Annotated in this window: 26 protein-coding genes; 8 read left to right on the top strand and 18 right to left on the bottom strand. The window is 58.8% G+C overall.

The annotated features are described in order from the left end of the window. Positions 1 to 6 precede the first annotated feature (6 nt). From IIY41_RS08390 to IIY41_RS08355, 8 genes are all read right to left on the bottom strand, one after another. Positions 7 to 747: a sugar isomerase domain-containing protein gene (locus tag IIY41_RS08390; RefSeq protein ID WP_009324929.1), complete on the bottom strand. Its 741-nt coding sequence runs from the start codon at positions 745 to 747 to the stop codon at positions 7 to 9. Next, positions 734 to 1,708, bottom strand: a complete 975-nt coding sequence (locus IIY41_RS08385; protein WP_157257808.1) for an N-acetylglucosamine kinase — start codon at positions 1,706 to 1,708, stop codon at positions 734 to 736. The genes IIY41_RS08390 and IIY41_RS08385 overlap by 14 nt, the downstream gene beginning before the upstream one ends. A gap of 7 nt (positions 1,709 to 1,715) precedes the next feature. After that, the gene (locus IIY41_RS08380; protein WP_009324931.1) at positions 1,716 to 2,468 is read right to left on the bottom strand and encodes an SIS domain-containing protein; all 753 of its coding nucleotides are present in this window, start codon (positions 2,466 to 2,468) and stop codon (positions 1,716 to 1,718) included. Positions 2,469 to 2,526: 58 nt separating this feature from the next. Next, positions 2,527 to 3,837, bottom strand: a complete 1,311-nt coding sequence (locus tag IIY41_RS08375) for an ABC transporter substrate-binding protein (RefSeq protein ID WP_205491424.1) — start codon at positions 3,835 to 3,837, stop codon at positions 2,527 to 2,529. A gap of 66 nt (positions 3,838 to 3,903) precedes the next feature. Further along, entirely contained in the window at positions 3,904 to 4,770 is an 867-nt protein-coding gene (locus IIY41_RS08370; RefSeq protein ID WP_243134002.1) for a carbohydrate ABC transporter permease, read from the bottom strand. Continuing rightward, positions 4,767 to 5,690: a carbohydrate ABC transporter permease gene (locus tag IIY41_RS08365; protein ID WP_009324934.1), complete on the bottom strand. Its 924-nt coding sequence runs from the start codon at positions 5,688 to 5,690 to the stop codon at positions 4,767 to 4,769. Before IIY41_RS08365 ends, IIY41_RS08370 begins: the two co-directional genes overlap by 4 nt. Positions 5,691 to 5,818: 128 nt before the next feature. Further along, on the bottom strand, positions 5,819 to 6,538 hold the full coding sequence (locus IIY41_RS08360) for a GntR family transcriptional regulator (protein ID WP_009324935.1): 720 nt from the start codon (positions 6,536 to 6,538) through the stop codon (positions 5,819 to 5,821). 204 nt (positions 6,539 to 6,742) lie between these two features. Then, positions 6,743 to 8,302 carry a putative polysaccharide biosynthesis protein gene (locus tag IIY41_RS08355; RefSeq protein WP_009324936.1) on the bottom strand — a complete coding sequence of 520 codons (1,560 nt, stop codon included), beginning with the start codon at positions 8,300 to 8,302 and terminating at the stop codon, positions 6,743 to 6,745. A 126-nt stretch (positions 8,303 to 8,428) separates the two neighbouring features. On the opposite strand from IIY41_RS08355, the gene IIY41_RS08350 reads away from it, so the two are divergent. Both IIY41_RS08350 and IIY41_RS08345 read left to right on the top strand, forming a co-directional pair. After that, positions 8,429 to 8,770, top strand: coding sequence for a DUF1622 domain-containing protein (locus IIY41_RS08350; protein ID WP_009324937.1), 342 nt, complete (start codon positions 8,429 to 8,431; stop codon positions 8,768 to 8,770). A gap of 5 nt (positions 8,771 to 8,775) precedes the next feature. Beyond that, entirely contained in the window at positions 8,776 to 9,579 is an 804-nt protein-coding gene (locus IIY41_RS08345) for a purine-nucleoside phosphorylase (RefSeq protein WP_040910388.1), read from the top strand. A 132-nt stretch (positions 9,580 to 9,711) separates the two neighbouring features. Here IIY41_RS08345 and IIY41_RS08340 read toward each other — a convergent pair whose 3' ends face one another. Continuing rightward, the gene (locus tag IIY41_RS08340) at positions 9,712 to 10,257 is read right to left on the bottom strand and encodes an HD domain-containing protein (RefSeq protein ID WP_287400350.1); all 546 of its coding nucleotides are present in this window, start codon (positions 10,255 to 10,257) and stop codon (positions 9,712 to 9,714) included. Between the two features lie 42 nt (positions 10,258 to 10,299). Further along, the gene (locus tag IIY41_RS08335; protein WP_270749321.1) at positions 10,300 to 10,890 is read right to left on the bottom strand and encodes a putative ABC transporter permease; all 591 of its coding nucleotides are present in this window, start codon (positions 10,888 to 10,890) and stop codon (positions 10,300 to 10,302) included. 535 nt (positions 10,891 to 11,425) lie between these two features. Between IIY41_RS08335 and IIY41_RS08330 the strand changes: the two genes are divergently transcribed. After that, entirely contained in the window at positions 11,426 to 12,259 is an 834-nt protein-coding gene (locus IIY41_RS08330) for an Mrp/NBP35 family ATP-binding protein (RefSeq protein ID WP_009324941.1), read from the top strand. Positions 12,260 to 12,277: 18 nt separating this feature from the next. Then, complete coding sequence (gene mscL / locus IIY41_RS08325) at positions 12,278 to 12,703, top strand: large-conductance mechanosensitive channel protein MscL (RefSeq protein WP_009324942.1); 426 nt, start codon at positions 12,278 to 12,280, stop codon at positions 12,701 to 12,703. A 181-nt stretch (positions 12,704 to 12,884) separates the two neighbouring features. Here the strand turns inward: mscL and IIY41_RS08320 are convergent, their stop codons facing one another. From IIY41_RS08320 to IIY41_RS08300, 5 genes are all read right to left on the bottom strand, one after another. Then, positions 12,885 to 13,691 carry an ABC transporter ATP-binding protein gene (locus IIY41_RS08320; RefSeq protein WP_040910391.1) on the bottom strand — a complete coding sequence of 269 codons (807 nt, stop codon included), beginning with the start codon at positions 13,689 to 13,691 and terminating at the stop codon, positions 12,885 to 12,887. Position 13,692: 1 nt separating this feature from the next. Next, positions 13,693 to 14,595 carry an ABC transporter permease gene (locus tag IIY41_RS08315; RefSeq protein ID WP_050005054.1) on the bottom strand — a complete coding sequence of 301 codons (903 nt, stop codon included), beginning with the start codon at positions 14,593 to 14,595 and terminating at the stop codon, positions 13,693 to 13,695. 126 nt (positions 14,596 to 14,721) lie between these two features. Beyond that, entirely contained in the window at positions 14,722 to 15,738 is a 1,017-nt protein-coding gene (locus tag IIY41_RS08310) for an ABC transporter substrate-binding protein (protein WP_287400345.1), read from the bottom strand. A 25-nt stretch (positions 15,739 to 15,763) separates the two neighbouring features. Next, positions 15,764 to 16,786, bottom strand: a complete 1,023-nt coding sequence (locus tag IIY41_RS08305) for an ABC transporter substrate-binding protein (RefSeq protein WP_009324946.1) — start codon at positions 16,784 to 16,786, stop codon at positions 15,764 to 15,766. Positions 16,787 to 17,315: 529 nt separating this feature from the next. Continuing rightward, positions 17,316 to 17,714, bottom strand: a complete 399-nt coding sequence (locus tag IIY41_RS08300; RefSeq protein WP_009324947.1) for a TM2 domain-containing protein — start codon at positions 17,712 to 17,714, stop codon at positions 17,316 to 17,318. 103 nt (positions 17,715 to 17,817) lie between these two features. Here IIY41_RS08300 and IIY41_RS08295 point away from each other — a divergent pair, with 103 nt between their 5' ends. Next, positions 17,818 to 18,024 carry a helix-turn-helix domain-containing protein gene (locus IIY41_RS08295; RefSeq protein ID WP_050005041.1) on the top strand — a complete coding sequence of 69 codons (207 nt, stop codon included), beginning with the start codon at positions 17,818 to 17,820 and terminating at the stop codon, positions 18,022 to 18,024. 70 nt (positions 18,025 to 18,094) lie between these two features. On the opposite strand, the gene IIY41_RS08290 is transcribed toward IIY41_RS08295, so the two are convergent. Genes IIY41_RS08290 through IIY41_RS08280 form a run of 3 tightly spaced genes read right to left on the bottom strand, consistent with a single transcriptional unit; the run spans position 18,095 to position 20,672 of the window. Then, positions 18,095 to 18,658 (bottom strand): Fe-S-containing hydro-lyase, encoded by a 564-nt coding sequence (locus IIY41_RS08290; RefSeq protein WP_009324949.1) that lies wholly within the window; start codon positions 18,656 to 18,658, stop codon positions 18,095 to 18,097. Beyond that, on the bottom strand, positions 18,658 to 19,500 hold the full coding sequence (locus IIY41_RS08285) for a fumarate hydratase (protein WP_009324950.1): 843 nt from the start codon (positions 19,498 to 19,500) through the stop codon (positions 18,658 to 18,660). Before IIY41_RS08285 ends, IIY41_RS08290 begins: the two co-directional genes overlap by 1 nt. Further along, the gene (locus tag IIY41_RS08280; RefSeq protein WP_287400342.1) at positions 19,497 to 20,672 is read right to left on the bottom strand and encodes an NAD(P)-dependent malic enzyme; all 1,176 of its coding nucleotides are present in this window, start codon (positions 20,670 to 20,672) and stop codon (positions 19,497 to 19,499) included. The genes IIY41_RS08285 and IIY41_RS08280 overlap by 4 nt, the downstream gene beginning before the upstream one ends. Before the next feature lie 232 nt (positions 20,673 to 20,904). Here IIY41_RS08280 and IIY41_RS08275 point away from each other — a divergent pair, with 232 nt between their 5' ends. The 3 genes from IIY41_RS08275 (at position 20,905) to IIY41_RS08265 (ending at position 23,368) form a co-directional block, all read left to right on the top strand. Beyond that, on the top strand, positions 20,905 to 22,074 hold the full coding sequence (locus IIY41_RS08275) for a trigger factor (protein ID WP_287400341.1): 1,170 nt from the start codon (positions 20,905 to 20,907) through the stop codon (positions 22,072 to 22,074). 256 nt (positions 22,075 to 22,330) lie between these two features. Next, positions 22,331 to 22,684 (top strand): ArsR/SmtB family transcription factor, encoded by a 354-nt coding sequence (locus IIY41_RS08270; RefSeq protein ID WP_287400339.1) that lies wholly within the window; start codon positions 22,331 to 22,333, stop codon positions 22,682 to 22,684. A 27-nt stretch (positions 22,685 to 22,711) separates the two neighbouring features. Next, positions 22,712 to 23,368, top strand: coding sequence for a nitroreductase family protein (locus IIY41_RS08265; protein WP_287400338.1), 657 nt, complete (start codon positions 22,712 to 22,714; stop codon positions 23,366 to 23,368). Positions 23,369 to 23,443: the final 75 nt, after the last annotated feature.

Raw genomic sequence — 23,443 nt, 5'->3', positions numbered from 1 at the left:
GGCCCCTCAAAAACCGTATTTTTCATAATTTTCCAATGCCTCGCCGTTGATGCGCGCCGCGTCCGGCATATGGTTCGAGATATACACACTGGGCTTAAGGCCCTTTTCCAGCAGTTTCTCCACCACCGTGCTCTGCACCGCCCACATCAGGTAGCTGGCGCTGATGCCGCTGGCCGGGCAGATGCGCTGGCCCAGCGCCGGCACATCCACCAGCGTGTCGCCGTAATTGGTGCAGTTGTCCAGACAGTAGGTGCATGCCTCAAACAGGCGCTTGCCGCTGGGGTGCTTGCTGGTAAGATGCCCCGAATATTCCACCGATGTGACAGCCACGGTCGCGCAGCCCATTTCATTCGCCTTCAGCGCCAGATCCACGGGAAAATACTGGTAACCGGAAACGGAGCCGATCATAATAACGTCGTCCGGCAGCACGTTAGCACGGCCCAGCACGTAATCGGCAAAGCCGGGAATGGTGTCGTAGCCCACGATGCCCCGCGCAGGCGCGGGCCGGTGCCGCACCGGGTTCTGTATCTCGCAGGTGATGCGGATGGGCTTTACCGCCATCATGCCGCCTGTTCGGCCCACGCCCTCAAACATCAGCATATGGCCGGTGTCCATAATATGCCACGCGCCGCCGCGGGCAAGGCGCTCCGCGATCTCTGCCGAAGCCTCCAGCACGGCCTCCCGCTGGGTCTGCTCCACCTTTTCCAGAACGCCCTTCATTGCACCGAAATATTCATCCATCAACATGTGCTTCACCCATCTTTTCTTTCATCAGATTTTCCGCGACGCCGGGTGCCGTGATATCCACGCCCGCGCTCTCGCTCAACACACAAAGCGCCGCGCCCACCACCGGGCTGTACTTTGCCGGCTGGTATACGCACTGGGGCACCAGATGTTCCAGCGCCCGGCGGAAGCGTCCGGTGAACAGCTCTCCCATGCGCGCCACGCCGCCCGTGAGCGCCACAGGCAGGCCGTCCGCGTCCAGCTGCCCGGCCACCGTCGCAGCCAGGCGCGCCAGCGCACAGGCCGCTTCATCCAGCACCGCGCATGCATTTGCATCCCCCTCCCGGGCCGACCGTTCCACAGCATAGCTCAGCCGCGCCACATGCCTGCGCGTAAAATCGGGCCGGTATGCCGCGTCGCGAATGGACAGAACATCCGGCAGGCCCAGCATTTCCAGCACGTTTTTTTCCAGAAGCGTGCCGGTCACATGCGTGTCGTGCAGCAGCGCCAGACGCGACAGGCACAAAACGCCTATATGATATCCGCTGCCTTCGTCGCTGAACAGCGGGCCCCAGCCGCCCGCTGTGGCCGTGCGTCCCGCTTTGTCCCGCCCAGTGGCAAAAGAGCCTGTACCGCTGAGCACGGCGATGCCGCAGGGCGCGCCCAGCGCCGCATAAAAAGCGTTCTTTTCATCGCCCAGCTGCCGGACGTTCCCGCTCCCCAAAAGAGTCTCCAGTTCCGGCAGCGCGGGCCGGAAGCCGGGGATGAACAACACGAATTCCCGCACCTGCGCGGGCGCGGCCCCCGCCTGCGCCAGACATTCCATAACGCCCGCATAGACGGTATGCGCCGCTTCGGCCGGAGGCACAAAATTTGCGTTCGCGCCTGCGCCCTGCGCGCGGCCCCGCACACGTCCTGTTTTTTCAAACAGCAGGAAATCCGTCTTTGTTCCCCCGCCGTCGCACACCAGATACAAACCGTTCACCTCATCCTCAGCACAGCGCTTTGATACGGCCCTGATACGCCGCCACCGCGCTGGTATTGTATTCGTCGCCGCCGGGCAGATTGGCGCTGCACAGGACCGGCGGCATCCGCCCCTGCGCAAGATACAGGTTTTCGATCTTCAGTACGATGCGCTGCGCGATGAACAGGCTTCCGAAGGTGGACGCGCCGCCTGTGATCTGCTGGGTGCCGGGGATCGTGAGCAAACCGTCGCCTCTGGGCGCATGGTTGTCAATGACGATATCGCTCACTTCATACAGGCGCTTTCCCTCCGGCGCGCGGGAGGCAAGCGTGCGGGATATTTTCTTCGAGGTAACGCACACCACCGTCAGCCCCCGTTCCTTTGCGTACAAAGCCGCTTCCACCGGCACCGTGTTGATGCCCGTATTGGAGGAAATGAGGATCGTGTCGCCCGCGCGCAGCCCCGCCTTGCCCAGCACCTCGGCCGCTTTGCCGGGCATGCGCTCCATATGTGTGCTGGTGATCGCACCGGTATGAAGCATCAGCTCGTCCGAGAGGATGGGATTCACCGGTACGAGCCCTCCGCTGCGGTAGAACATCTCCTCCACGATCATGTGGGAATGGCCCGTGGAAAACACGTGCAGCAGGCCGCCGCCGTCTATGGACGCATACGCCGCGCGGGCGGCTGCGTCCATGGCCGCGCCTTCCTCCTGCTCGATCTGTGCCAGCATCGTATATATTTTATCCAAATATGTATCGTCCGGCAATTGTTTTGCGGTCATCCTTGACCTTCCTTCCTGAAAAAGGGCGGCGGAAACCGCCGCCCTTTCCCCCATTGCTTTATTTGCTCAAAATCGGAGCCGCCTGTTCATCCACGCGCTGTGCAAACTCCTCCGGCGAGACGGCGCCGGCCCACAGGGACTCGCATTCCTTCTGGAACATATTCTGGAACTCCGAGCCGTTCAGGTTCGTGGGATACGGCACGGCCGTCTCCAGGGCCTGTACGAAATACTTGTTGTACGGCGTTTTCGCCTCGAATTCCGTGGTATCCACCATCGTGGAGGCAGGCAGGCCGTAGTTCATATCCAAAGCGATCTGCTGGCCCTCCTTGCCGGAGAGGAACTCCACCACGCGCCAGGAAAGCTCGGGATTTCTGGCGGTCTTGGGAATGACCCAGGTGTTCACAAACGAGGACGTTTTGCTGACGCCGTCCACATAGGGCATGGGCAGCACGGTATACTCAGTGCCGTTTGCGTCAAACGTAGAGGCGGTGGAAAGCGCGCCGATCTGCATGGCCACCTTATTGGCCATAAAGGGGGCGAACTCGCTGTCGCCGAACTGCGCGGCCTGCGTGGCCGACGGACACACCTTGTAGGTATTGTACAGGTCATACATGAACTGAACGGCCTTCTGGGTGTTTTCGTCGGTGGAAAGCACGCTCGCCTTGCCGTCCTCACTGTACAGCTCACCGCCGAACGCCGCGATCATGGCGAAGGTCTGGTCGGTATAATTTTTCCAGTAATAACCCCACTGGGCGTCCGCGCCGCTGCCCTTGGTGAGCTGCTTGGCGATCTCGACGAACTCGTCCATCGTCCAGGTATCGGCCGGGATCTCGATGCCGGCGTCTTCAAACATCTTGGTATTGAGATACATGACCTTCGGGGTAACGTCGCGGGCCGCGGCATACATGGTGCCGTTCACGGTCAGGGCGTCCTTCACCACGGGGTACAGAGCGTCCTTATACTCCTGGCTGGCCAAATCGTCCAGCGGAAGCAGCATACCGTTCAGCGCATAGCGGGGCACCTGGTCCATGGCCAGCATCATCACGTCGGGGATCTCGCCGCCGGCCAGCTTTGTGACCATTGTATCGGCGTATTTGCTGGGAATGGTAACGAATTCCAGCTTGATATCCGGATTCGCCGCTTCAAAATCCTGCTGCATCTTCTGCAAATGTTCAAACTTCGTCACGTCCCACCAGGTATAGACCTTCAGTGTGGTGGGGTCGGCCGGGGCCGCGGGCTCGGAGCCGGAAGCCGGAGCGCTGCCGGACGCAGCGGGCGCCGAGGACGGCGCACCGCCGCAGGCGGCCAGCGAAAACACAAACGCCAGTGCAAGAACAAGTGACAGAACTTTGCTAATTAACTTTTTCATGTTGATCCTCCATTGTATGATTTGATATGTCACGGCGCGGCGCGCCGTTCATTCCGAAAAGAGACATCATTTACCGCCAAAGCCCGAATTCATGGTAGAGGCCATGAACTGCTTTTGGAAGATGAGGAACACAATGACGATGGGCACGATGCTGAGGGACGCGCCCGCCAGAAGCACGGCCCAGTTGGGTTCCCACTCCTTCAGGTATTTCAGGCCCACGGTCAGCGTCAGCTTGTCGTAGTCGTTGATCACCAGCATCGGCCACAGGAACGCGTTCCACACACTGCGGAACGACAGGATGGCCGTCGTGGCAATGGCCGGCTTCGCATTTGGCAGCACGATGCGGAAAAACACGCCCAGCCGCGTACAGCCGTCGATGATGGCGGCGTTTTCCAAGTCCTTGGGAATACTGAGGAAAAACTGGCGGAAGAAAAAAATGTTGAACGCATTGGCGCCCGTGAACATATTCGTCAGGAACAGCGCCGCATATGTATTGATGAGCTTCATATCCACAACGATCTTATAGTTGGGGATGAGGGTGACGTGGCTGGGGATCATCATCGTGGCGATGAACGCAAGAAACAAAATGTTCCTGCCGCGGAACTCCAGCCGCGTGAGCGCATATGCCGTGAGAGAGGCGACCGCGATCATACAAAGAGGCATCGCGACGGACAAAAACACCGAATTGACCGTAAACTTATCAAAGGGCAGCACCTGGAACAGGCGCTCGTAGTTCTCCATCGTAAACGGCCTGGGCCACAGGTCCAGCGGATTACCGCCGTAAAGCTGCTCCGAGGATTTGAAAGAGGAGAGCAGCGACCAGACGAAAGGATAGATCATGATGACGCTGAGGGTGACCATGAAGATGTGGTATACGGTGTTGCCCACGGTCTTGCGCGCGGACATGCCAAGCTGCGGTTTTTTCATGCTCATTCACCCCCCTGTTCATGGCGGAAGCGGTATTGGATCAGCGTCACCACCATGATAATGGCAAAGAATATCCACGCCAGCGCCGATGCATAGCCCATGTTGTAGTTGGTAAAGCCCTGCTCATAGATATAGTACATGATGGTGCTGGTGGAGCCGAGCGGCCCGCCCTGCGTCATTACGAAAATGGATTCAAACATGTTGAACGCCTCGATCACCAGCAGGATGGCTACCACAAACGTTGTATTGGAGAGCATCGGCACCGTAATGCGGATAAATTTCTGCCATCCTGTGGCGCCGTCCACATCCGCGGCTTCGTACAATGTCTCCGGGATGGTCTGCAGCCCGGCAAGGAACATCAGCATATAATAACCGCTCATCTGCCACACGCGCATGATAACGAGCGCGGGCTTGCTCCAGGCCGGGTCGCCCAGCCACAGCGGCACATCATTCAGGCCGATGGCAGTGAGAATGTTGTTCAGGATGCCCATGTCCGGGTTGAAGATCCACAGCCACACCATGCTCACCGCGACGGTGGACGTGATGCTGGGCAGGAACAGCGCTACACGGTAGCCCTTTGTCAGCCTGCCCGCCTTTTTGTTGATGAGGATGGCCAGCAGCAGCGACACCACCAGCACGATGGGCACCAGCGCAACGACAAAATAGAACGTATTGCCGAAATACGGGTAAAAGTACTGGTCGTCCGTGAACGCCTTGACGTAGTTCTGCAGGCCCAGCCAGTTCGGCTTGCTGAGCAGGTTGTAATCGGTGAAGGATAAGTACAGCGAATACAGGATAGAACCGAAGGTGAAAATGCTGAACCCGATGAGCGCCGGTGAGACAAACAGCCAGCCCGTGCAGGCCTCGCGCCGTTTCAGGTTGAACCTGCGCCGTCCGCCGCGCTCTGATCTACTTTTTTCCGTCATGAACCTCTGCCCTTCCTCATTTGATTTAAGCTGCAACAAGACAAGTTGTCATGTTGTTATAACAATACCGTTCAAAAAATTTTTCGCGGGCACAGCCCAGCCGCAGGCGGGGCAGGCCCAGCGAAAGTTTACTTTTCCAGAGTGACGTTAAAGATATATTTATCCCCGCGGTAAATAGAATCCACATACTCAAAGGGCGCGCCATCCATACCGTACGTAGTGCGGGAGATGCACAGCACCGGCATTCCTGTTTTGATTTTCAGCAGCTTCGCATCATGGGAGCTGGCCGCTCCGGCCTGGATGCTCTGCACCGCCTTGCTGCATTCGCAGCCGTATTGCTCCTTGAGCAGCGCGTACAAAGATTTGCTCAGATCCTGCGTTTCAATGCCCGCGAAACGGTAAAAGGGCATATGGACCTTCTCCACAGCCATGGGGACGCCGTCCGCGCAGCGGATGCGCGTTAGGAAATAGATCTTCTGGGTGACGTCGATGTTCAGCGCCTTTGCCACTGCCTCCGTGGGCAGCATCAGGCTCTGTTCCACAAGGATGGTGGACGGCTCCAGCCCCAGACTGCGCATCTCGTCGCTGAAGCCGATCAGATGATTGAGCTGCATTCCCGCCTTCTTGGATGCGACAAAGCTGCCCTTTCCCTGCACTTTGTAAATATATCCCGCCTGTGCCAGGCCGTCCAAAGCCTGGCGCACCGTGATGCGGCTCACGCTGAACAGCGCGCCGATGGCCTCTTCCGTGGGCATCTGCTGCCCCTCCGACAGCTTGCCCGCGTCGATCATTCCCTGATAATAATTGATAATCTGCAAGTACCTGGGTACCGCTTTCACCAAAGGCACCTCTTTCCCTCCCGGCAGGCATTCCGCCGCCGGGCGCTGCAAGGCCGCCTGTAGGATGTTGTTGGCCGCCTTGTTGTTATGACAACATAATAATCCTTTTCCAGTCTTCCGTCAACCATTTTTTCAGCTTTCTCCATCTTATCCAAACTTTGCGCGCAAGAATCGGCATTTTACACAGCCGCGGCGTCCTTTCCTGCATCCGCATCACACGGACGAATCCCTCTCCCCCGCCTTCTTCCGGGTGCGCCTGACGATAAAGTCTCCCGGCCCGGCGCAGCCTGTAAGCCAGATGAACAGCGCGTAAATAACGCTGGTGAATACCGCTCCCAAAACAGCCCAGGCCAGAAGCGGCAGGCCCAGCCGCTGCGTCAGCGGCTGCAGCACGAACCGGCACGCCGCGCCCGCGCACAAAAACGAGAACACCGGTTTTATCACCCAACGCAGCCATTGCACACGCAGCCCTGTAACATGCAGCAGGCGGTGCAGGTTCAGCAGGCTCGTCAGCAGATTGCTCACCAGCATCACGAACAAAAAGCCCTGCATGCCGAAGCGCGGCAGCAGCAGGTAGATCAGCGCGATGCGCACAACCGAATCCAGCGCCGTATAACGAAAGGAGGAAAGCTGCTCCCCCAGCCCTTTCAGGATGCCGTCCACCATGCTCTCCATATACATAAAGGGCATCAGCGGCCCCAGTATCGACAGATAAAAACCGATCTCCTCGCTCTGGTACAGCACCAGGCCGATCTCCTTTGCAAACTGGGTGAACAGGCCGCCGGCCAGAAACGAAAGCACCAGCGTGATGAGCATGACACGGTTGACCAGATGTTCCAGCGCCGCGCGCCTGTTCTGCACATGCGCCTCGGTGATCTCCGGCAGCAGCAGCGTAGAAAGCGTGGCCAGAAATGAAAACGGAAAAAAAATCACCGGCATGGCCATGCCTTTCAGCGCGCCGTACTGGCTGAGCGCTGTTTCGCGGCTGAGTGTATACAGCGCAAGGCAGCCGGGCACCATTACATTTTCAACGGTGCGCAGCACGCTCGTCATATACTGGTTCGCAGCAATGGGCGCTATGATATCCCACAGCTGCCGTCCCAGCCCCTGCACCGGACGCTTTGCGTTACGGGGCACGTCCCTCAGCTCACGCCGGTAGCACCATTCCATATATACCCAGCTCGCAGCCTCGCTGACCGTATTGCCCACGACCACGGCCGCGCAGGCCGTTCCGATGCCCTGCGGTACGGCAGAATCAATGAGCAGCGCCACCACGCCGATGCGCACGACCTGCTCGAAGATCTGCGCGCGGGAATTCGGCCCCACCTTGCGCCGCGCCATGAAAAACCCCCGCAGACATGCCGAAACCGCCATAAACGGCAAACTGGGCGCCAAAATGCGCAGCGAGAGCGCGGCCCGCGCATCCTCCAGCCACCAGTCCGCTGCAAGCCCCGCTCCAGTGAACAGCAGCGCGGCCGCAGCCGCGCCAAGCCCAAGCCCCAGCGCCAGTGTGCGGCGCATGGCTGCGCGCACATTGGCGGGGTCGTCGGTGGCCAGCAGTTCCGCCGAAAGACGCGTGGCCGCCACCGAAAGCCCCGCCGTAGCCAGGGTGACGGCCATTGTGTAGACCGTGTAGATCAACTGGTACAGGCCCATGCCCTCGGCGCCGATACGCGCCGCGATATAAATGCGGAAGAACATGCCTGCGGCACGCAGCAGCAGGCCTGTTCCCGTCAGAATGGCCGCGTTTTTCAAATAGCTTTGGCGCGCCATGCGTCCACGCCCCTTTCCCTTTTTTATGTATACGGACCCGGACGGGAAAGTATGTGCGGCGCGTATTGCCTTTTTGCCGGGACATCCTGTATACTGGTAGACAGGAATTTGGAAAGGAGACGCAACATGGACTTGGAACATTTGATCGAGCTCATCCTGCCGCCCATCATCGGCGTACTGGAGATGATGGGCATTTTTGTGGTGGCAGTGTCGGCAGTGCGGGCCTTTGCGGAATATCTGGGCAATACCTTTCTGCACCGGCATTACGCGCTGCAGTTCGAGCTTGCCGACGGCCTTGCCACCGGGCTGGAATTTAAAATGGCCGCCGAGATCTTAAAGACCGTTCTGGTACGGGAGATGAGCGAGCTGCTCATTCTGGGCGCGGTCATCATCCTGCGCGCGCTGCTCAGCCTGCTGATTCACTTCGAGCTGAAAAGCAGCCAGACGCGAACGGAGGAAAAGCCTTGAAGGAAATGATCCAAAACGCGGTAGATGCCATCCGCGCCGTGGCCGGCGCGCACCCGTCGGTGGGCCTGATCCTGGGCAGCGGGCTGGGCGGTCTGGCCGATGTGCTGGAGGATGCGTCTTTTGTGGAATACGCCTCCATTCCCGGCTTTCCCGTTTCCACCGCGCCGGGGCACGCGGGACGTTTTGTGCTGGGCCGTCTGGCCGGGCACGGCGTCGTGTGCATGCAGGGGCGTTTTCATTTTTATGAGGGACATCCCATGTCCCACATCGCCGCGCCCGTCCGTGTGATGAAAGCGCTGGGTGTGGAAACGCTGCTGGTGACAAATGCCTGCGGCGGCGTGAACCTCGATTTCCAGGTGGGCGACCTGATGGTCATTGACGACCACATCAATTTTATGGGCGCCAACCCGCTCACCGGCCCCAACGATGCGGGCTTCGGCCCGCGCTTCTGTGATATGACCTACGCCTATACGCCCGCTCTGCGCCGTCTGGCAGACGAAGTGGCCGCCGCGCAGGGCGTTGCACTGCGCCACGGAGTATATCTGGGCTATATGGGCCCCAGCTACGAAACTCCGGCGGAGATCCGTGCGTTCCGCGTGCTGGGCGCGGACGCCGTGGGAATGTCCACGGTGCCGGAGGTCATCGCCGCCAGCCACTGCGGGCTGCCTGTGCTGGCCATCAGCCTCGTCACCAATATGGCCGCGGGCGTGCTGGAAAAGAAGCTGGACGAAAACGAGGTCATCGAGACGGCCGCAGCCCGCGCAAAGGTGCTGGAGCGCCTGGTCACGGGAATCGTGGAGCGCCTGTGAGCCGCCCGGAGCAAAACGGCATGCGGAGCTGCTCCCGACGCCTCGCGGTCCGCTCCCTCAAAGCCGTTAATCCAAACCGCAAAACGGCCCGGGCGCAATATGGCCCGGGCGCACATAAAAAGGCTTTGCCGCTCACTGCGCGGCAAAGCCTTTTTTCAAATCAGCCGTCAGCTCCTGGTATTCCATCAGCTCCATCACGGGCTTGTGGAACGTCTCCATCAGGCTGCAGTATTTGTCGAACATCACAATCACATACGCCTCGCGGTATTTGGGCGGTGTGACCGTCAGCGGCCACATATGCCGCAGGATGATATTCTTTTCCCTGTCCGTAAGGCTGAACAGGCGCTGGGCGTTCTCCAGCGCGCGCCGCGGATGCGTCAGCCCGTGAAAATAATTGCCCGTTTCCTTTGCGTGGAAGTGCCAGTCGTACAGAAAAAGGTCGTGCAGCAGCCCGGCGCGGGCGGCGGCGCGGGCCTGCCATCCATGGTCCCTGCAATACAGGTAGCTGAAATACGAAACATTGATGCTGTGGCGCAGGCACGAGGTCTCACCGTGCTGGGTGTACGCCTCCATGGAACGCACCAGCGGATGTTCCAGAATATCCTGTACCAGAGCCAGGTATTCCGGATCTCTGGGTACCGTGATGGAGCACACGGTTTCCTTGCTGCGGTAAATCATTTCTAAAAAATCCCCTTTGTGTGAAGGTCGGCGCCGCGCTTTTCAGCGGGCGGCGCGGCCGGGCACGGGCTCGGCCTCTGTGGAAGTATGCGCATTCTGATACGCCTGATACGCGCTGACGGCAAAATCCACCGCATAGGCACACACCAGCAGAAATGCGGCCGCCAAACCGACACGGTCCGGAATGAGCAGGACAGCGCGGAACACCAGCCGGTGCAGAAACGCAAACAGCAGAAGAGCGATGAGCCCCCAGCCCAGCGTGCTTTCCAGGCACAGAATCCCCTTATAATTGAACGGCTTATTGGTGTAATCCCACCAGAAGGTGCCGAACAGGCGCAGCATCAGCCGCGCGGTGAGGTATTCGAACAGCGTTGCCAAAACGGCTCCCACAAGATAGAGCAGCACATAATTGCTGGAAAACGGACGCAGCAGCGCAAAGCCGAGCATTGCGCCGAAGCCGTAGATGATACAGAACGGCAGATGCGCAAAGCCGCGGTTCTCCCACCTGCCCTTCTCCCGGCGTATGACGATGCACTCCATCACCCAGCCCAAAAAGCTGTAAAGGAAGAATGCGTTGATCAGCACATGGGGCGCCACAGGTGCGGTATAAAAAATCGTACCCACGTTGTCCATCCTTTCTGTTTTGCGGCATGTAGCCGCGATCGCTAATATTACAGCAGGACGCCGCAAAACGGCTTCAACAAAACCGTGCCTGCTGCGGTTTTGCATGGTTCAATGTTCTCAAAGCCCATGCGCAAAAGCGCAGCCGCGCACGAAGTGCGCGTGGCCGCGCAAGCGGCGGGCCTGAGGTTATTATACCATATTTCTAAGCTCGCACTTCGCGTACCGCTCGTACTCATTAAGAAACATGGTATCTATGCCGCTAAGCTCATGCTTCGCCTGCGGCTCGCATTCGCTAACCGGACATATTATACCATGATGCCGCGCAGCGGCCTCAACAAAACCGCATTCACTGCGGTTTTGCATGGTTCAATGCTCTCAAGCCCGTGCGCGAAAGCGCAACAGCGCACGAAGTGCGCGCAGCCGCGCAAGCGGTGGGCCTGAGGTTATTATACCGTATATTTACCTGTCCCGCAACCAAAGCCACGGCTTGACACCCTCTTTGCGCGAACCTATAATGAAGGTACCACCCGGAAGGAGAATGACAATGAGCGAAAATTGTACGCACAATTGCGAGACCTGCGGCGAAAACTGCGCCTCGCGCAAAACAAACCCCGCGGATTTCCGCGAACCGCCCCACGCGCTGAGCAGTATTAAAAAAGTGATCGGCGTCGTCAGCGGCAAGGGCGGCGTCGGCAAGAGCATGACATCCGCCATGCTGGCCGTGCTGCTGAACCGCCGCGGCTATAAGACCGGCGTGCTGGACGCCGACATCACCGGCCCCAGCATCCCTAAGCTGTTCGGTATCCACGGCCGCGCCCATGCGGACGAAGTGGGCTGCTATCCCGTACAGAGCCGCACAGGCATCGACGTGATGAGCGTGAACCTGCTGCTGGAGCACGAAAGCGACCCTGTCGTGTGGCGCGGGCCCATCATTGCGGGCACCGTCAAGCAGTTCTGGCAGGAGGTCATCTGGAAGGATGTGGATTTCCTGTTTGTGGACATGCCCCCGGGCACGGGCGACGTACCGCTGACGGTGTTCCAGACGCTGCCGGTGGACGGCATCGTCGTAGTGGCCAGCCCGCAGGAGCTGGTGAGCCTGATCGTCGCCAAGGCCGTGAACATGGCCAATATGATGAACATTCCCGTGCTGGGCCTTGTGGAAAACATGAGCTATGTCCTGTGCCCGGACTGCGGCAAAAAAATCGACGTGTTCGGCGAGAGCCACGTTGCCGAGACAGCCGCCGAGTTCGGCGTTCCGGTGCTGGCCCGCATCCCCATCGACCCGCAGCTTGCCAGGCAGGCCGACCTCGGTGTGATCGAATCCTTTGAGGGCGACATGCTGGACGGCGCGGCCGACGCCATCGAAAAGCTGCTGTAACAGGCAAAGGAGGCAAGCATGAAAAAATTTCTCACCGAGTTCAAGGAGTTTGCGGTGCGCGGCAACGTCATCGACATGGCTGTCGGCATCGTCATCGGCGGCGCGTTCAGCAAGATCGTGACCGCGCTCGTCAATATGGTGATGTCCGTTGTGGGCCTGTTCACCAGCGCGGTGAACCTGAGCGAGCTCGCCGTTACGCTGCAGCGGGCCGGCGAAGAAGCGCCTTACTTTTCCCTGCCCTACGGCGCTTTTCTGCAGAGCGTGCTGGAATTCATCATTCTGGCGCTGTGCGTGTTCTGCGCGCTGAAGGTCATCAACCGCTTCAAGCGCAAGAAAGCGGAAGAGGTCGTGGAGGCTGCCGCAGCGGCGGAGCCCTCCAAAGAAGAAACGCTCCTGGCTGAGATCCGCGACCTGCTGAAAGCGCAGACCGAAACCGGCAAATGAGCCTTTCTGTTTATAATACGAGAAAAAGCGTCCGAAGACTTCATCTTCGGACGCCTTTTTATTGCTTTGTAACAAAAAACACCTTAGCGGCCGCGGGCCGGGGACGGCCCGCATGGTCTAAAAAACAGTCTGCGGCTATTTTTATACGATTTAATTTTTTCACAAATACCGGCCGCAGACTTTACTCCCTGTCGCTGAGCAGGATGCGGTCGTTGTCCAGCTCTTTGCCCGCGCTCGTACGGAATTTTTCCAGCAGCGCGTCCACCGTCATGCCCGCGCGCTCCTCCCCCGCAAGGTCCAGCACGATGCGGCCCGCATCCATCATAATGGTGCGGTTGCCAAGCTCCAGCGCGGAGCGGATGTTGTGGGTGATCATCATGCATGTAATGTTGTTTTCCGCCACGATGCTCCTGGTCAGCTCCAGCACCTTTTCTGCGGTGGAGGGGTCCAGCGCGGCGGTGTGCTCGTCCAGCAAAAGCAGCTTGGGCGTAACAAGGGTTGCCATCAGCAGCGTCAGCGCCTGGCGCTGTCCGCCGGAAAGCAAGCCCACCGGGCTTTTCAGCCGGTCCTCCAGGCCCAGGCCCAGAGCGGCCAGCCGCTCGCGGAAATACTCCCTGTCCTTTTTCGACACCGTGCCGAAAGGCGAACGCGTGCGCACAGAGCGCAGATACGCCAGCGCCAGGTTTTCCTCGATGGTCATGTGGGGCGCGGTCCCCTTGAGCGGGTCCTGAAACAGACGGCCCAGGTGGTTGGAGCGCTTATATTCCGGCAGGAACGTCATATCCTCTCCGTCCAGGATAACGCGGCCCTCGTCTACATAGAACACGCCCGCAACAGCGTTGAACAGCGTGGATTTGCCCGCGCCGTTTCCGCCGATGATGGTGACGAAATCTCCGGAGGCCAGTGTGAGGGAAAGATCCTCCACAGCCTTTTTTTCATTGATCGTGCCCGCGCCGAAGGTCTTGGAGATATGACGCAGTTCCAGCATTTCAGACATTGCGGTTCGCCTCCCTGCGTTTTCTGTAAAAGAGCACCTTGTCCCGGATGGCCGGGTACGAAATAGCCGCCGCCACGATGAGCGCCGAAACCAGCTTCATGTTTTTTGCGTCGATGTTCACCGCGATGGCCGCCGCCACGATGATGCGGTATACCACAGCGCCCACAGTTGCCGCCAGCACGCCTTTTGCCAGCGCGTGGGGCCCGCCGCGGCCGAACAGCACCTCGCCGATGATCAGGCTGGCCAGCCCGATGACTACCATGCCCGTACCCAGCGTATTGTCAGCAAATTTCTGATACTGGGCGATGAGCGCACCTGAAAGCGCCACCACGGCGTTGGAAAGGCACAGGCCCACGGTGGTGGTGAACGCCGGGTTGATGGACGATGCGGACACCATGTCCCGGTTGTCGCCCGTGGCCCGCAGAGACAGGCCCAGCTGCGTGCGCAGAAACAGCACCAGCAGCACGCACAGCACGGCGGTGATGGCCGCGGCCTGCAGCAGGCTTCCGAAGCCGCCCGGCATGGCCTCGGCGGCCGTAAAGATAGTCTTTTCCTTAAAGAAATTGATATTCGGCTTTCCCATCACCATCAGGTTGACGGAATACAGCGCCGTCATGGTGATGATACCCGCCAGAATAGGCTGCACGCCCAGCTTCGTCTGCAAAAGCGCGGTGACAAACCCCGCCAGTGCGCCGCAGAAAAATGCCAGCACCACGCCCAGCAGCGGCTGGCCCTGCACAGTAAACACAGCCGATACAGCCGCGCCCAGCGTGAAGGTGCCGTCAGTGGTGAGGTCCGCGATGTCCAGCGTACGGAACGAGATATACAGGCCCAGCGCGACAAGGGCATAAATAAAGCCCTGCTCCACGGCGCCCTGCAAAACAAGCAAGCTCATGGTCGTTTCCCCTTTTGTATGTATTTTCCGGAACAAGGCGGCGCGGAGCGGCATTTCAAGGCCGCTCCGTTCCGCCGCGGGCCGCAGCGCGGCCCGTTTTTTCAATTGCAGCATATTCAGCGAGTGTCACTGCACGTACCGGCTCACATCCACACCCAGCGCAGCCGCGGTATCCCCGTTGACCACGACGGAGGACTCATTCACCAGCTCCACCGGGATATCCGCGATGGGCGTGCCCTCCAGCACTCTGCACACCATGTCTGCCGTCTGGCCGCCCAGCACGGTATAATTGATGCCCACAGTGGCAAGGCCGCCGTCCCGCACCATGCTGTCCGCAGTGGGATACACCGGAAGCCCTGCCGCAATAGCCTCCTGCGCCAGCACGGGCAGCGCGCTGGCCACCGTGTTGTCGTTGGGGATGAACAGCGCGTCCACGCCCTTTGCAATGACGCCCCGCGCGGCCTGCTGCACCTCGCCCGAGGACGCGACCGTCACTTCCTCATAGGCGAGGCCCCGCGCAGCCAGAAAGGCCTTTGCTTTTTCAATGATGGACTGGCTGTTGACCTCGCCTTCATTGTATATAAAGCCGTAGGTCCCGATGCCGGGCGTCAGCTCGTCCGCCAAAGCGAATATTTTTGCGACATCAATGCCGTTGGAAACACCCGTGATATTGCCCGTCGTCCGGTCAAAAGCATCCACCAGTCCGGCCGCGACAGGGTCAGCCACCGCGCTGAACACAATGGGCACATTCTGCGCTGCCGCAGCCGCGCCCTGGGCCGCACCCGTAGCAATGGGCACGATCACATCAACGCCCTGTGCGGCGAACTGCTCCGCGATGGTGCGGATGGCTGTGGGATCTCCCTGTGCGTTTTTATAAACGACCTCCACCGTATAGCCGCCCGCAGCCGCGCCCCGGGCAAGGCCCGCCTCAACGGCCTCCCGGATCTCGTCCAGAGAGGTGTGTTCCATCTGCTGGAGGATGCCCACGGTATAGGCCTTTCCGGCCTGCATACCGGAATCCGCACCAGAAGAGGGCTCCGCCGGGTAGGAAGCGGATATACCGGAGGAAGCCCCGCCCGCGCAGCCTGCCAGAGGCAGGCACAGCACAAGGGTGAGCAGTGCGGCGCATATTCTGTTTTTCATTGCAGTGTCCCTTTCCGCGTGCAGCTTATCGGGCGTACTTGCTGACGTCCACGCCGATGGCGGCGGCGGTCTCTTCATTCACCACAACGGCGTTCTCCTTTAAGACCTCCACAGGCACTTCGCAGACGGGCGTGCCCGTCAGGACCTTCAGCAGCATGTCGGCCGTCTGGGTGCCCAGGTTGGTGTAGTTGACGCCCACGGTGGCAAGGCCGCCGTCGTTCACCATGCTGTCGGCCGCCACATACACGGGCTTTCCGGCCTTGATGGCCTCGTCCGCCAGCACACCCATGGCGCTGGCCACCGTGTTGTCGATGGGCGCAAAGATTGCGTCGCATTTGGAAAGCAGCGTCTGTGCCGCCGTCTGCACGTCTCCGGTGCTGGCAACGCTGGCCTCGGTGTAGCTGATGCCCTGGGCATCCAGATAGGCCTTTGTCTCGTCGATTACGGAAACGCTGTTCACCTCGCCGGTGTTGTAGATGAGGCCGAAGCTCTCGGCGTCGGGCGTAAGCTCGGCGGCAAGCTCGAAGATTTTTTCAACGGGGATCGCGTCGGAGGTACCCGTGATGTTTCCCTCGGGCGCCTCCAGGTTTTCCACAAGGCCTGCGGCGGCAGGGTCCGTCACGGCGCTGAAGATCACGGGAATATCGGTGCCGGCCACCGCGGTGGCCGCGCCCTGCGCGGCCGGAGTTGCGATAGCCACAATGGCATCCACCTTGTTGCCCACAAACTGCTGGCAGATGGTGTTGATGGTGCTGGTGTCGCCCTGGGCGTTCTGGTAATCGACATTCACTTTTACGCCGTATTCCGCCCCTTTGGCCTCCAGCCCGGCTTCGATGGCCGTGCGGATCTCGTCCAGAGAAGCGTGCTCCATCAGCTGGATCAGCCCGATGTTGACTTCTTTCAGCGAAGCCCCGGAAACGGAACCGGAACCAGACGCGGACGCCGCAGCCGGGACAGAACCGGAGGAGGACGAACCGCCGCAGGCGGTGAGCGCGCCAAGCGCGAAAACGGCGGACAGGGCAAGTGCTGCAAGCTTCTTCATTTTCATGGTCAAAAACCTCTTTCAAAATTCAGTTTGAGCGGCGCGGACGCGTCGCCGGGCATACGGGCGGACAAGGCTTCGTTTCACCATCGCCATCGCAGCCGCTGGGTGTGTTTTGAAAGCAGATTCGGTTTTTTCTTCATTGGGAACCCCTCCTGCGCCGGGCCGGCGCAAATAAAAAAGCGCCTGCCCTTGCTGTTCACAAGGACAGGCGCTGAAACTGCACCTGCGGTACCACCTTGATTGCCGCTCAAACAGCGGCCGCCTCTGCGAAGATGCCAACACATCCTCTGCCCTGTAACGCGAGCACGCGTCAGAAGCTACTGGGCTTTGCGCCTTTCACCCTGCCCTCGGCGGTCCATTTGCCGTTCCGCTTCCGGCCCCACTTCCAGCAACGGGGGCTCTCTTTGCGTGCGCTTACGGCTTTATCTCCGCTTCATCGGTTTGGTAGTATTAAACACCAAACCGGCAAAAATGTCAAGCGGTTTCCGCAAAATTTTTTCAAAACATTTTAACGCGATAAAGCGGCGCCGCTCTAAACATAATACGGGTTGGTTTTTGTGAGCAGAACGATAAGGTCGACAAACCATCCGATCCCAAAAAGGCCCAACGTAAACAGATAAAGTACGCCCATCCCGACCTTTCCCTCGTAAAATTTGTGCGCGCCAAAGTAACCCAAAAGCAGACACAGAACAAACGCCGTCCATTTGTTTTTTGCCCTTGCCCCTACACCGGCAACCACTGCCGCCGCTGTATTGGTGTTCATATTGGTATTCTGAATAACGACCTGCGGCTGTGCCGCGCCGGCCAGCTCCTCCACCTGCCTGCCGCAATGCGTACACATTACCGCATCCTGAGGGATCGTACCGCCGCAGTGCTTGCAAAACTTTGTTTTGGCCTGCGTCTGCCCAGACGCATTTGCTTCTACTTCCATTTTCAATGCCTCCTCCAGTGTTTGCCCTTGTTTTACACCACATATAGTGTACAGTCAATACACTTAATCAGGTGTATCCTAAAATGGGCGCGGAGGTGTTTGCGTGAAAACTTATGTAGACATCATACGCGAGCTTCGGGAAGACCGGGATTTGACCCAAAAAGAGGTAGCCCAATACCTCGGCACAACGCAACAGGTATATTCCCGTTATGAAAACGGGGAAAACGAGTTGCCCGTCCGTCACCTGATTGCCCTGTGCCGCTATTATCATGTCAGCGCCGACTATCTTCTCGGGCTGGAGCCGTTCTGAGCGTGCGCTGTGCAAGCGGGCCGCGCCGCATTCTTTTTCAGAATGCGGCGCGGCCCGCTTCTATTTGAATTCAGCGTACACGCAGGCTTTCCCGGTAAGCCGCCGGGCCGCTCTCGTACAGGTTTTCGCCCCGGCTGTCGATGACGACCGTCAGCGGCATATCCCGCACGCACAGGCGGCGCACCGCCTCGCTGCCCAGGTCCTCCCAGCAAACAAGCTCCGCGCTCTGCACACAGGCGGCAATGGCCGCACCCGCGCCGCCGATAGCCGCAAAGTATACGGCGCCCGTCCGGCGCATGGCCGCCACGACCTCCGGCCCCCGCGCGCCTTTGCCGATCATGCCCGTCTGGCCCATGTCCAGCAGCGTGGGCGCGTAGGCGTCCATACGGTAGCTGGTGGTGGGGCCCACGGAACCGATCACCCCGCCCGGGCGGGCGGGCGTGGGGCCGGCGTAATAAACGACCGCGTCCTCAATGGCAAAGGGCAGAGGCTTGCCCTCTGCCGCCAGCGCGCACAGGCGCTTGTGAGCAGCGTCCCGGGCCGTGTAAATGGTTCCCGAAAGCAGCACCGTGTCCCCCGCGCGCAGCTTTGCCGCATCCGCTTTGGAAAGCGGGGCCGTCAGCTTATATTCCATTACAGCACCACCTCCGCGTGACGGGTTACGTGGCAGTTGATGTTCACCGCCACAGGCAGGCCCGCGATGTGCGTGGGGAATGTTTCGATCTGCAGCCCAAGCGCCGTGGTCCGCCCGCCGAAGCCCTGCGGCCCCGTGCCCAGTTCGTTGATCTTTTCCAAAAGCTCCTGTTCCATGGCCGCATAGTACGGGTCCGGATGGCGGCTGCCCAGCGGGCGCAGCAGAGCCCGCTTTGCAAGAAGGGCCACACGGTCGAACGTGCCGCCGATGCCCACGCCCACTACAACGGGCGGACAGGGGTTCGGCCCGGCCCGGCGCACAGCGTCCAGAACAAAATCTTTCACGCCCTGCTCGCCATCGCTGGGACGCAGCATGGCAAGACGGCTCATGTTTTCGCTGCCGAACCCCTTGGGTGCCAGCGTCAGCCGCAGCTTGTCCCCGGGCACAAGACGCACCGTGAGTACAGCGGGCGTGTTGTCCCCCGTGTTGCCCCGGCGGATGGGGTCCGCCACCACGGATTTGCGCAGATATCCCTCGGTATAGCCCTGGCGCACACCTTCGTCCACCGCTTCTTCAAAGGAACCGCCGGTGATATGCACATCCTGGCCGATTTCGGCAAATACACAGGCCATTCCCGTATCCTGGCAGATGGGCAGGCCCGTGGCCCGGGCCGCGTCCAGGTTTTGGCACAGCGTGCCCAGCGTCTGCTTTGCAATGGGCCACGGCTCGCTTTCATACGCGCCGCGCACGGCGGCTTCCACATCGGGCGGGAGCTGGTTGTTGGCCGGCACGCACAGCGCCTTTACGGCGGCGGTGACAGCGCTCGCAGGGATGTCCCTCACAGCCGCGCCACCCCCGATTCCCGCGCGGCCCGCGCGACGGCGTCAGCTACCGCCTGCGCTACACGCGCGTCGAACGCGCCCGGGATGATGTAATCCTCATTGCGTTCTTCGTCGCTGACAAGATCCGCGATGGCGTGGGCTGCAGCCACCTTCATGGCGCTGTTGATGTCCCGCGCGCGCACCGAAAGCGCGCCCTTGAACACACCGGGAAACGCCAGCACGTTGTTGATCTGGTTGGGATAATCGCTGCGGCCCGTGCCCATCACGCGCACGCCCGCCGCCCTGGCCTCCTCGGGTGTGATCTCCGGCACGGGGTTGGCCATGGCGAATACAATGGCATCCCGCGCCATGGTGCGGGCCATCTTCGGCTTCAGCGCGCCGCCCACGGAAACGCCGATGAATACATCCGCGCCCTTTACCGCGTCGGCCAGCGTGCCGCGCATGCCGCTTTTGTTCGTGATGCCGCACAGCATCTCTTTGTGGTCCACGATGCCCACGCCCCGCTCTTTGTACAAAATGCCGTTTTCGTCGCAGGCGATCACGTCCCGCACGCCCGCCGCCAGCAGCATTTTGATGATGGCCGTGCCCGCCGCGCCCGGGCCGTTCACCACCACGCGGATGGCGCCGATCTCCTTTTTCACCACACGCAGCGCGCCCAGCAGCGCCGCCGTCACCACGATGGCCGTGCCGTGCTGGTCGTCGTGGAACACGGGAATGTCCAGCTCCTTTTCCAACGTTTCCTCAATGTAGAAGCAATTGGGCGAGGAGATATCCTCCAGATTCACGCCGCCGAAGGTGGGAGCCAGCAGGCGCACGGCCTCGATGACCTGCTCCGGGTCTTTTGTATCCAGGCAGATGGGGAACGCATCCACACCGCCGAACTCCTTAAACAGGATGGCTTTGCCCTCCATGACGGGCATGGCCGCCGCCGCGCCGATATCGCCCAGCCCCAGCACCGCCGTGCCGTTGGTCACAACAGCCACCAGGTTTCCCTTGGCTGTATAGGTATAGGCCGCCGCCGGGTCTTTGGCGATCTCCCGGCAGGGCTCGGCCACGCCCGGGGTATATGCCGCGGACAGGTCGTCCCGGGTCTTTACGGGCACCTTGGCCGTCACCTCGATCTTGCCCTTGTGCTGTTCGTGCAGCTCCAGCGCCGCTTTGTAATAATCCATATTTTCGCCGCCCTTTCGGTATTGCTCCATGCAGGTTTGATTTATATTATACAGGTTTTCCGCCGTCTTGGCTACGGGCCGGGCCGTTTCATGCCGTAAAAATCGCGCTCCCCATGCGGAAAAGCCGCAAATCCGCAAATTTTTTTGAAAAATCCATACCTTGTACACAGAATTCGTGTATAATAAGGACATTGCGGCATTGCCGCGTTTTAGAATGATTTAGGAGGCCCCCATGAAAAAGACAACGAAATTTATCAGCGCCGCCCTGGCTGCCGCGCTCTGCGCCGGTTTGCTTGCCGGCTGCAATTCCGCATCCAGCTCTTCCGGCAGCACAAGCGCATCCGGTTCCGCCAGCGCGTCTGCTTCCGCCAGCGCGTCTTCCAGCACATCCGCCAGCGCGGAGAGCATCGATTACAGCAAGGGCCTGGCTGAAAACGGCCACATTGACGGCGTCACCGCGCTGGATTACGTAACGCTGCCCGCCGATTACGCCGCCATTCCCCTGGCCGCCGGCACCGCCGACGTGAGCGATGAGGACGTGCAGGCGCAGATCGACAGCATCATGGCCCAGTACGCCAAGCCCGAGCAGATCACCGACCGCGCCATCGAGGACGGAGACCAGGTGAACATCGACTATTCCGGCAGCATTGACGGCGAGAAATTTGACGGCGGCACAGCCAGCAGCCAGAGCGTACAGGCCGGCAGCGCGCAGTTCATCGACGATTTTCTCACGCAGATCATCGGCCATACGCCCGGCGAGACCTTCGACGTGGAGGTCACCTTCCCCGACCCGTATGAAAACAACCCGGATCTTGCCGGCAAGGACGCGGTGTTTGAAGTGACCATCAATTACATCGAGGGCGAGGACGTTACGCCGGAGTTCAGCGACGATTTCGTAAAAGAGAACCTGACAGCCAGCTATGGCTGGGAAAGCGCCGATGACGTGCGTGATTCCATCCGCGAGGATCTGCGCCACAGCCAGATCTTTCAATTTATCTGGAACTATATGATAGAGAACTCCACCGTAAGCGAAGTGCCGCAGGCTGTGCTGGATTTCCAGAGCGGCGCCATGCTGAACCAGTTGAAAAGTCAGGCTTCCATGTACGGGATCGATTCCGCCACGTTCCTGCAGGCGATGGGTGTAGCCAGCGAGGAAGCGTTTCTGGAGCAATACGCGGAAGATATCAAGTCTTCCGCCACTCAGCTTCTCATCATCCAGGCCATTGCCGAGGACGCAAAGCTAAAAGCCGACGACGCGGCGCTCGCCAAATATTTTTCCGACAACATGGGCACCGAAGACTATTCCACCTATGAAGAGCATTTCGGACGCCCGTATGTGTCCATGGTCGTGTTGAGCGAGCTTGCCAACAACTACCTGATGGACAACGCTGTCAACGCGTAACGCGTGCATATCAAAAAGCCGCCCCATAAAAATTCCAATCTTGCAGGACAGCATAGCCTTTGCTATGCTGTCCTGCTTTTTTCTCCTGCTGAACTTATCCCGCGCATGAACGCCGCGCGGCAGGCTTTCCCAAAGCTCGGAATAAAATTTTCCAAAAACTTTTCTTTCATCTCGATTTTCTTTACCAATGAACGTTTTCCAATATTCTATGCTATACTGTTTACAGTTTAAGCGTTTGAACGAAAGGGAGATGTGCATGGAACCAAATGAAAAAATTTTCACTTTGGCAGAAAACTTCTCCGCCTCGGCAAAGATATTGACGGCCATCGGTGATGAAACAAGGCAACACCTCATTTTAGAAATGATGAAAATGGGGAATTGCATGGGTGTTCGAGTCGGTGATATTACAAAGAAAACAAACCTTTCCCGTCCGGCGGTTTCCCATCACTTGCGAATTATGAAAGACGCCGGAATTGTTAAAGTACGTAAAGAGGGAACAAAAAATTATTATTATTTTGACCCCGAAATGGAGGCCTTTGAACAGCTGGTTTCCACCTTACAGCTTGCCATGAAAATTTCAAAAAAATTGCCGGACAGAAGTTGTGAATAAAGAAACAAAATTGGGGGTAAATTTGCAATGGAAATATTGGAACTTATGAAACAGCGGCATAGCGTCCGTCAATACAAAGATATTGCGATTGGCCCGGAACAGCGAATCGCGCTCAATCACCTGATTGAAGAAATCAACGGCGAAGCGGGATTGCATATTCAGATTTTTTATGACGAGCCGCAATGTTTTGACTCCATGATGGCGCATTACGGCAAATTTTCCGGGGTAAAGAACTATATCGCTCTCGTGGGTAAAAAATCCCCAAAGCTTGAGGAAGCATTGGGATATTATGGAGAAAAAATTGTTTTGAACGTACAGGAACTAGGGCTCAACAGCTGCTGGGTGGCAATGACTCATGGCAAAAGCCAAGCGGATGTTCGTAAGGGAGAAAAGCAAATATGCCTGATCGCGTTTGGTCATGGTGAAACACAAGGCGCGCCACATAAAAACAAACCATTGCAGGCAGTCTGTAATCGTACGGAAAATATGCCTGAATGGTTTTTGAATGGTATGGAAGCCGCACTTCTTGCGCCGACCGCAATGAACCAACAGAAATTTTTCTTTGAATTGTTTTCTGACAGCAAAGTCAATGCGTTTTGCGGTAAGGGCTTTTACACAAAACTGGATTTGGGAATTGTAAAATATCATTTTGAGATAGCTTCTGGCAGAAAACTGCAATCATGAGTCAACAGAACTGCTGCCCAACGGGAAATAAAAACGTTTGTTTTTCCGGCTGTATGCTCATAAGTCAAATAAAAA

The organism is Ruthenibacterium sp. (genome assembly GCF_017421385.1).
GTDB lineage: Bacteria > Bacillota > Clostridia > Oscillospirales > Ruminococcaceae > Ruthenibacterium > Ruthenibacterium lactatiformans.
Note: the sequence above shows the minus strand (reverse complement) of the source record. Positions and strands in the feature narration are given on the sequence as shown.

Bases quoted from the DNA above. Each gene is read 5' to 3' on its own strand.
- IIY41_RS08390 (WP_009324929.1), bottom strand. From the start codon at position 747: ATGTTGATGGATGAATATTTCGGTGCAATGAAGGGCGTTCTGGAAAAG.
- IIY41_RS08380 (WP_009324931.1), bottom strand. From the start codon at position 2,468: ATGACCGCAAAACAATTGCCGGACGATACATATTTGGATAAAATATAT.
- IIY41_RS08375 (WP_205491424.1), bottom strand. From the start codon at position 3,837: ATGAAAAAGTTAATTAGCAAAGTTCTGTCACTTGTTCTTGCACTGGCG.
- IIY41_RS08370 (WP_243134002.1), bottom strand. From the start codon at position 4,770: ATGAGCATGAAAAAACCGCAGCTTGGCATGTCCGCGCGCAAGACCGTG.
- IIY41_RS08365 (WP_009324934.1), bottom strand. From the start codon at position 5,690: ATGACGGAAAAAAGTAGATCAGAGCGCGGCGGACGGCGCAGGTTCAAC.
- IIY41_RS08355 (WP_009324936.1), bottom strand. From the start codon at position 8,302: ATGGCGCGCCAAAGCTATTTGAAAAACGCGGCCATTCTGACGGGAACA.
- IIY41_RS08350 (WP_009324937.1), top strand. From the start codon at position 8,429: ATGGACTTGGAACATTTGATCGAGCTCATCCTGCCGCCCATCATCGGC.
- IIY41_RS08345 (WP_040910388.1), top strand. From the start codon at position 8,776: ATGATCCAAAACGCGGTAGATGCCATCCGCGCCGTGGCCGGCGCGCAC.
- IIY41_RS08340 (WP_287400350.1), bottom strand. From the start codon at position 10,257: ATGATTTACCGCAGCAAGGAAACCGTGTGCTCCATCACGGTACCCAGA.
- IIY41_RS08335 (WP_270749321.1), bottom strand. From the start codon at position 10,890: ATGGACAACGTGGGTACGATTTTTTATACCGCACCTGTGGCGCCCCAT.
- IIY41_RS08330 (WP_009324941.1), top strand. From the start codon at position 11,426: ATGAGCGAAAATTGTACGCACAATTGCGAGACCTGCGGCGAAAACTGC.
- mscL (WP_009324942.1), top strand. From the start codon at position 12,278: ATGAAAAAATTTCTCACCGAGTTCAAGGAGTTTGCGGTGCGCGGCAAC.
- IIY41_RS08320 (WP_040910391.1), bottom strand. From the start codon at position 13,691: ATGCTGGAACTGCGTCATATCTCCAAGACCTTCGGCGCGGGCACGATC.
- IIY41_RS08315 (WP_050005054.1), bottom strand. From the start codon at position 14,595: ATGAGCTTGCTTGTTTTGCAGGGCGCCGTGGAGCAGGGCTTTATTTAT.
- IIY41_RS08310 (WP_287400345.1), bottom strand. From the start codon at position 15,738: ATGAAAAACAGAATATGCGCCGCACTGCTCACCCTTGTGCTGTGCCTG.
- IIY41_RS08305 (WP_009324946.1), bottom strand. From the start codon at position 16,786: ATGAAAATGAAGAAGCTTGCAGCACTTGCCCTGTCCGCCGTTTTCGCG.
- IIY41_RS08300 (WP_009324947.1), bottom strand. From the start codon at position 17,714: ATGGAAGTAGAAGCAAATGCGTCTGGGCAGACGCAGGCCAAAACAAAG.
- IIY41_RS08290 (WP_009324949.1), bottom strand. From the start codon at position 18,658: ATGGAATATAAGCTGACGGCCCCGCTTTCCAAAGCGGATGCGGCAAAG.
- IIY41_RS08280 (WP_287400342.1), bottom strand. From the start codon at position 20,672: ATGGATTATTACAAAGCGGCGCTGGAGCTGCACGAACAGCACAAGGGC.
- IIY41_RS08275 (WP_287400341.1), top strand. From the start codon at position 20,905: ATGAAAAAGACAACGAAATTTATCAGCGCCGCCCTGGCTGCCGCGCTC.
- IIY41_RS08270 (WP_287400339.1), top strand. From the start codon at position 22,331: ATGGAACCAAATGAAAAAATTTTCACTTTGGCAGAAAACTTCTCCGCC.
- IIY41_RS08265 (WP_287400338.1), top strand. From the start codon at position 22,712: ATGGAAATATTGGAACTTATGAAACAGCGGCATAGCGTCCGTCAATAC.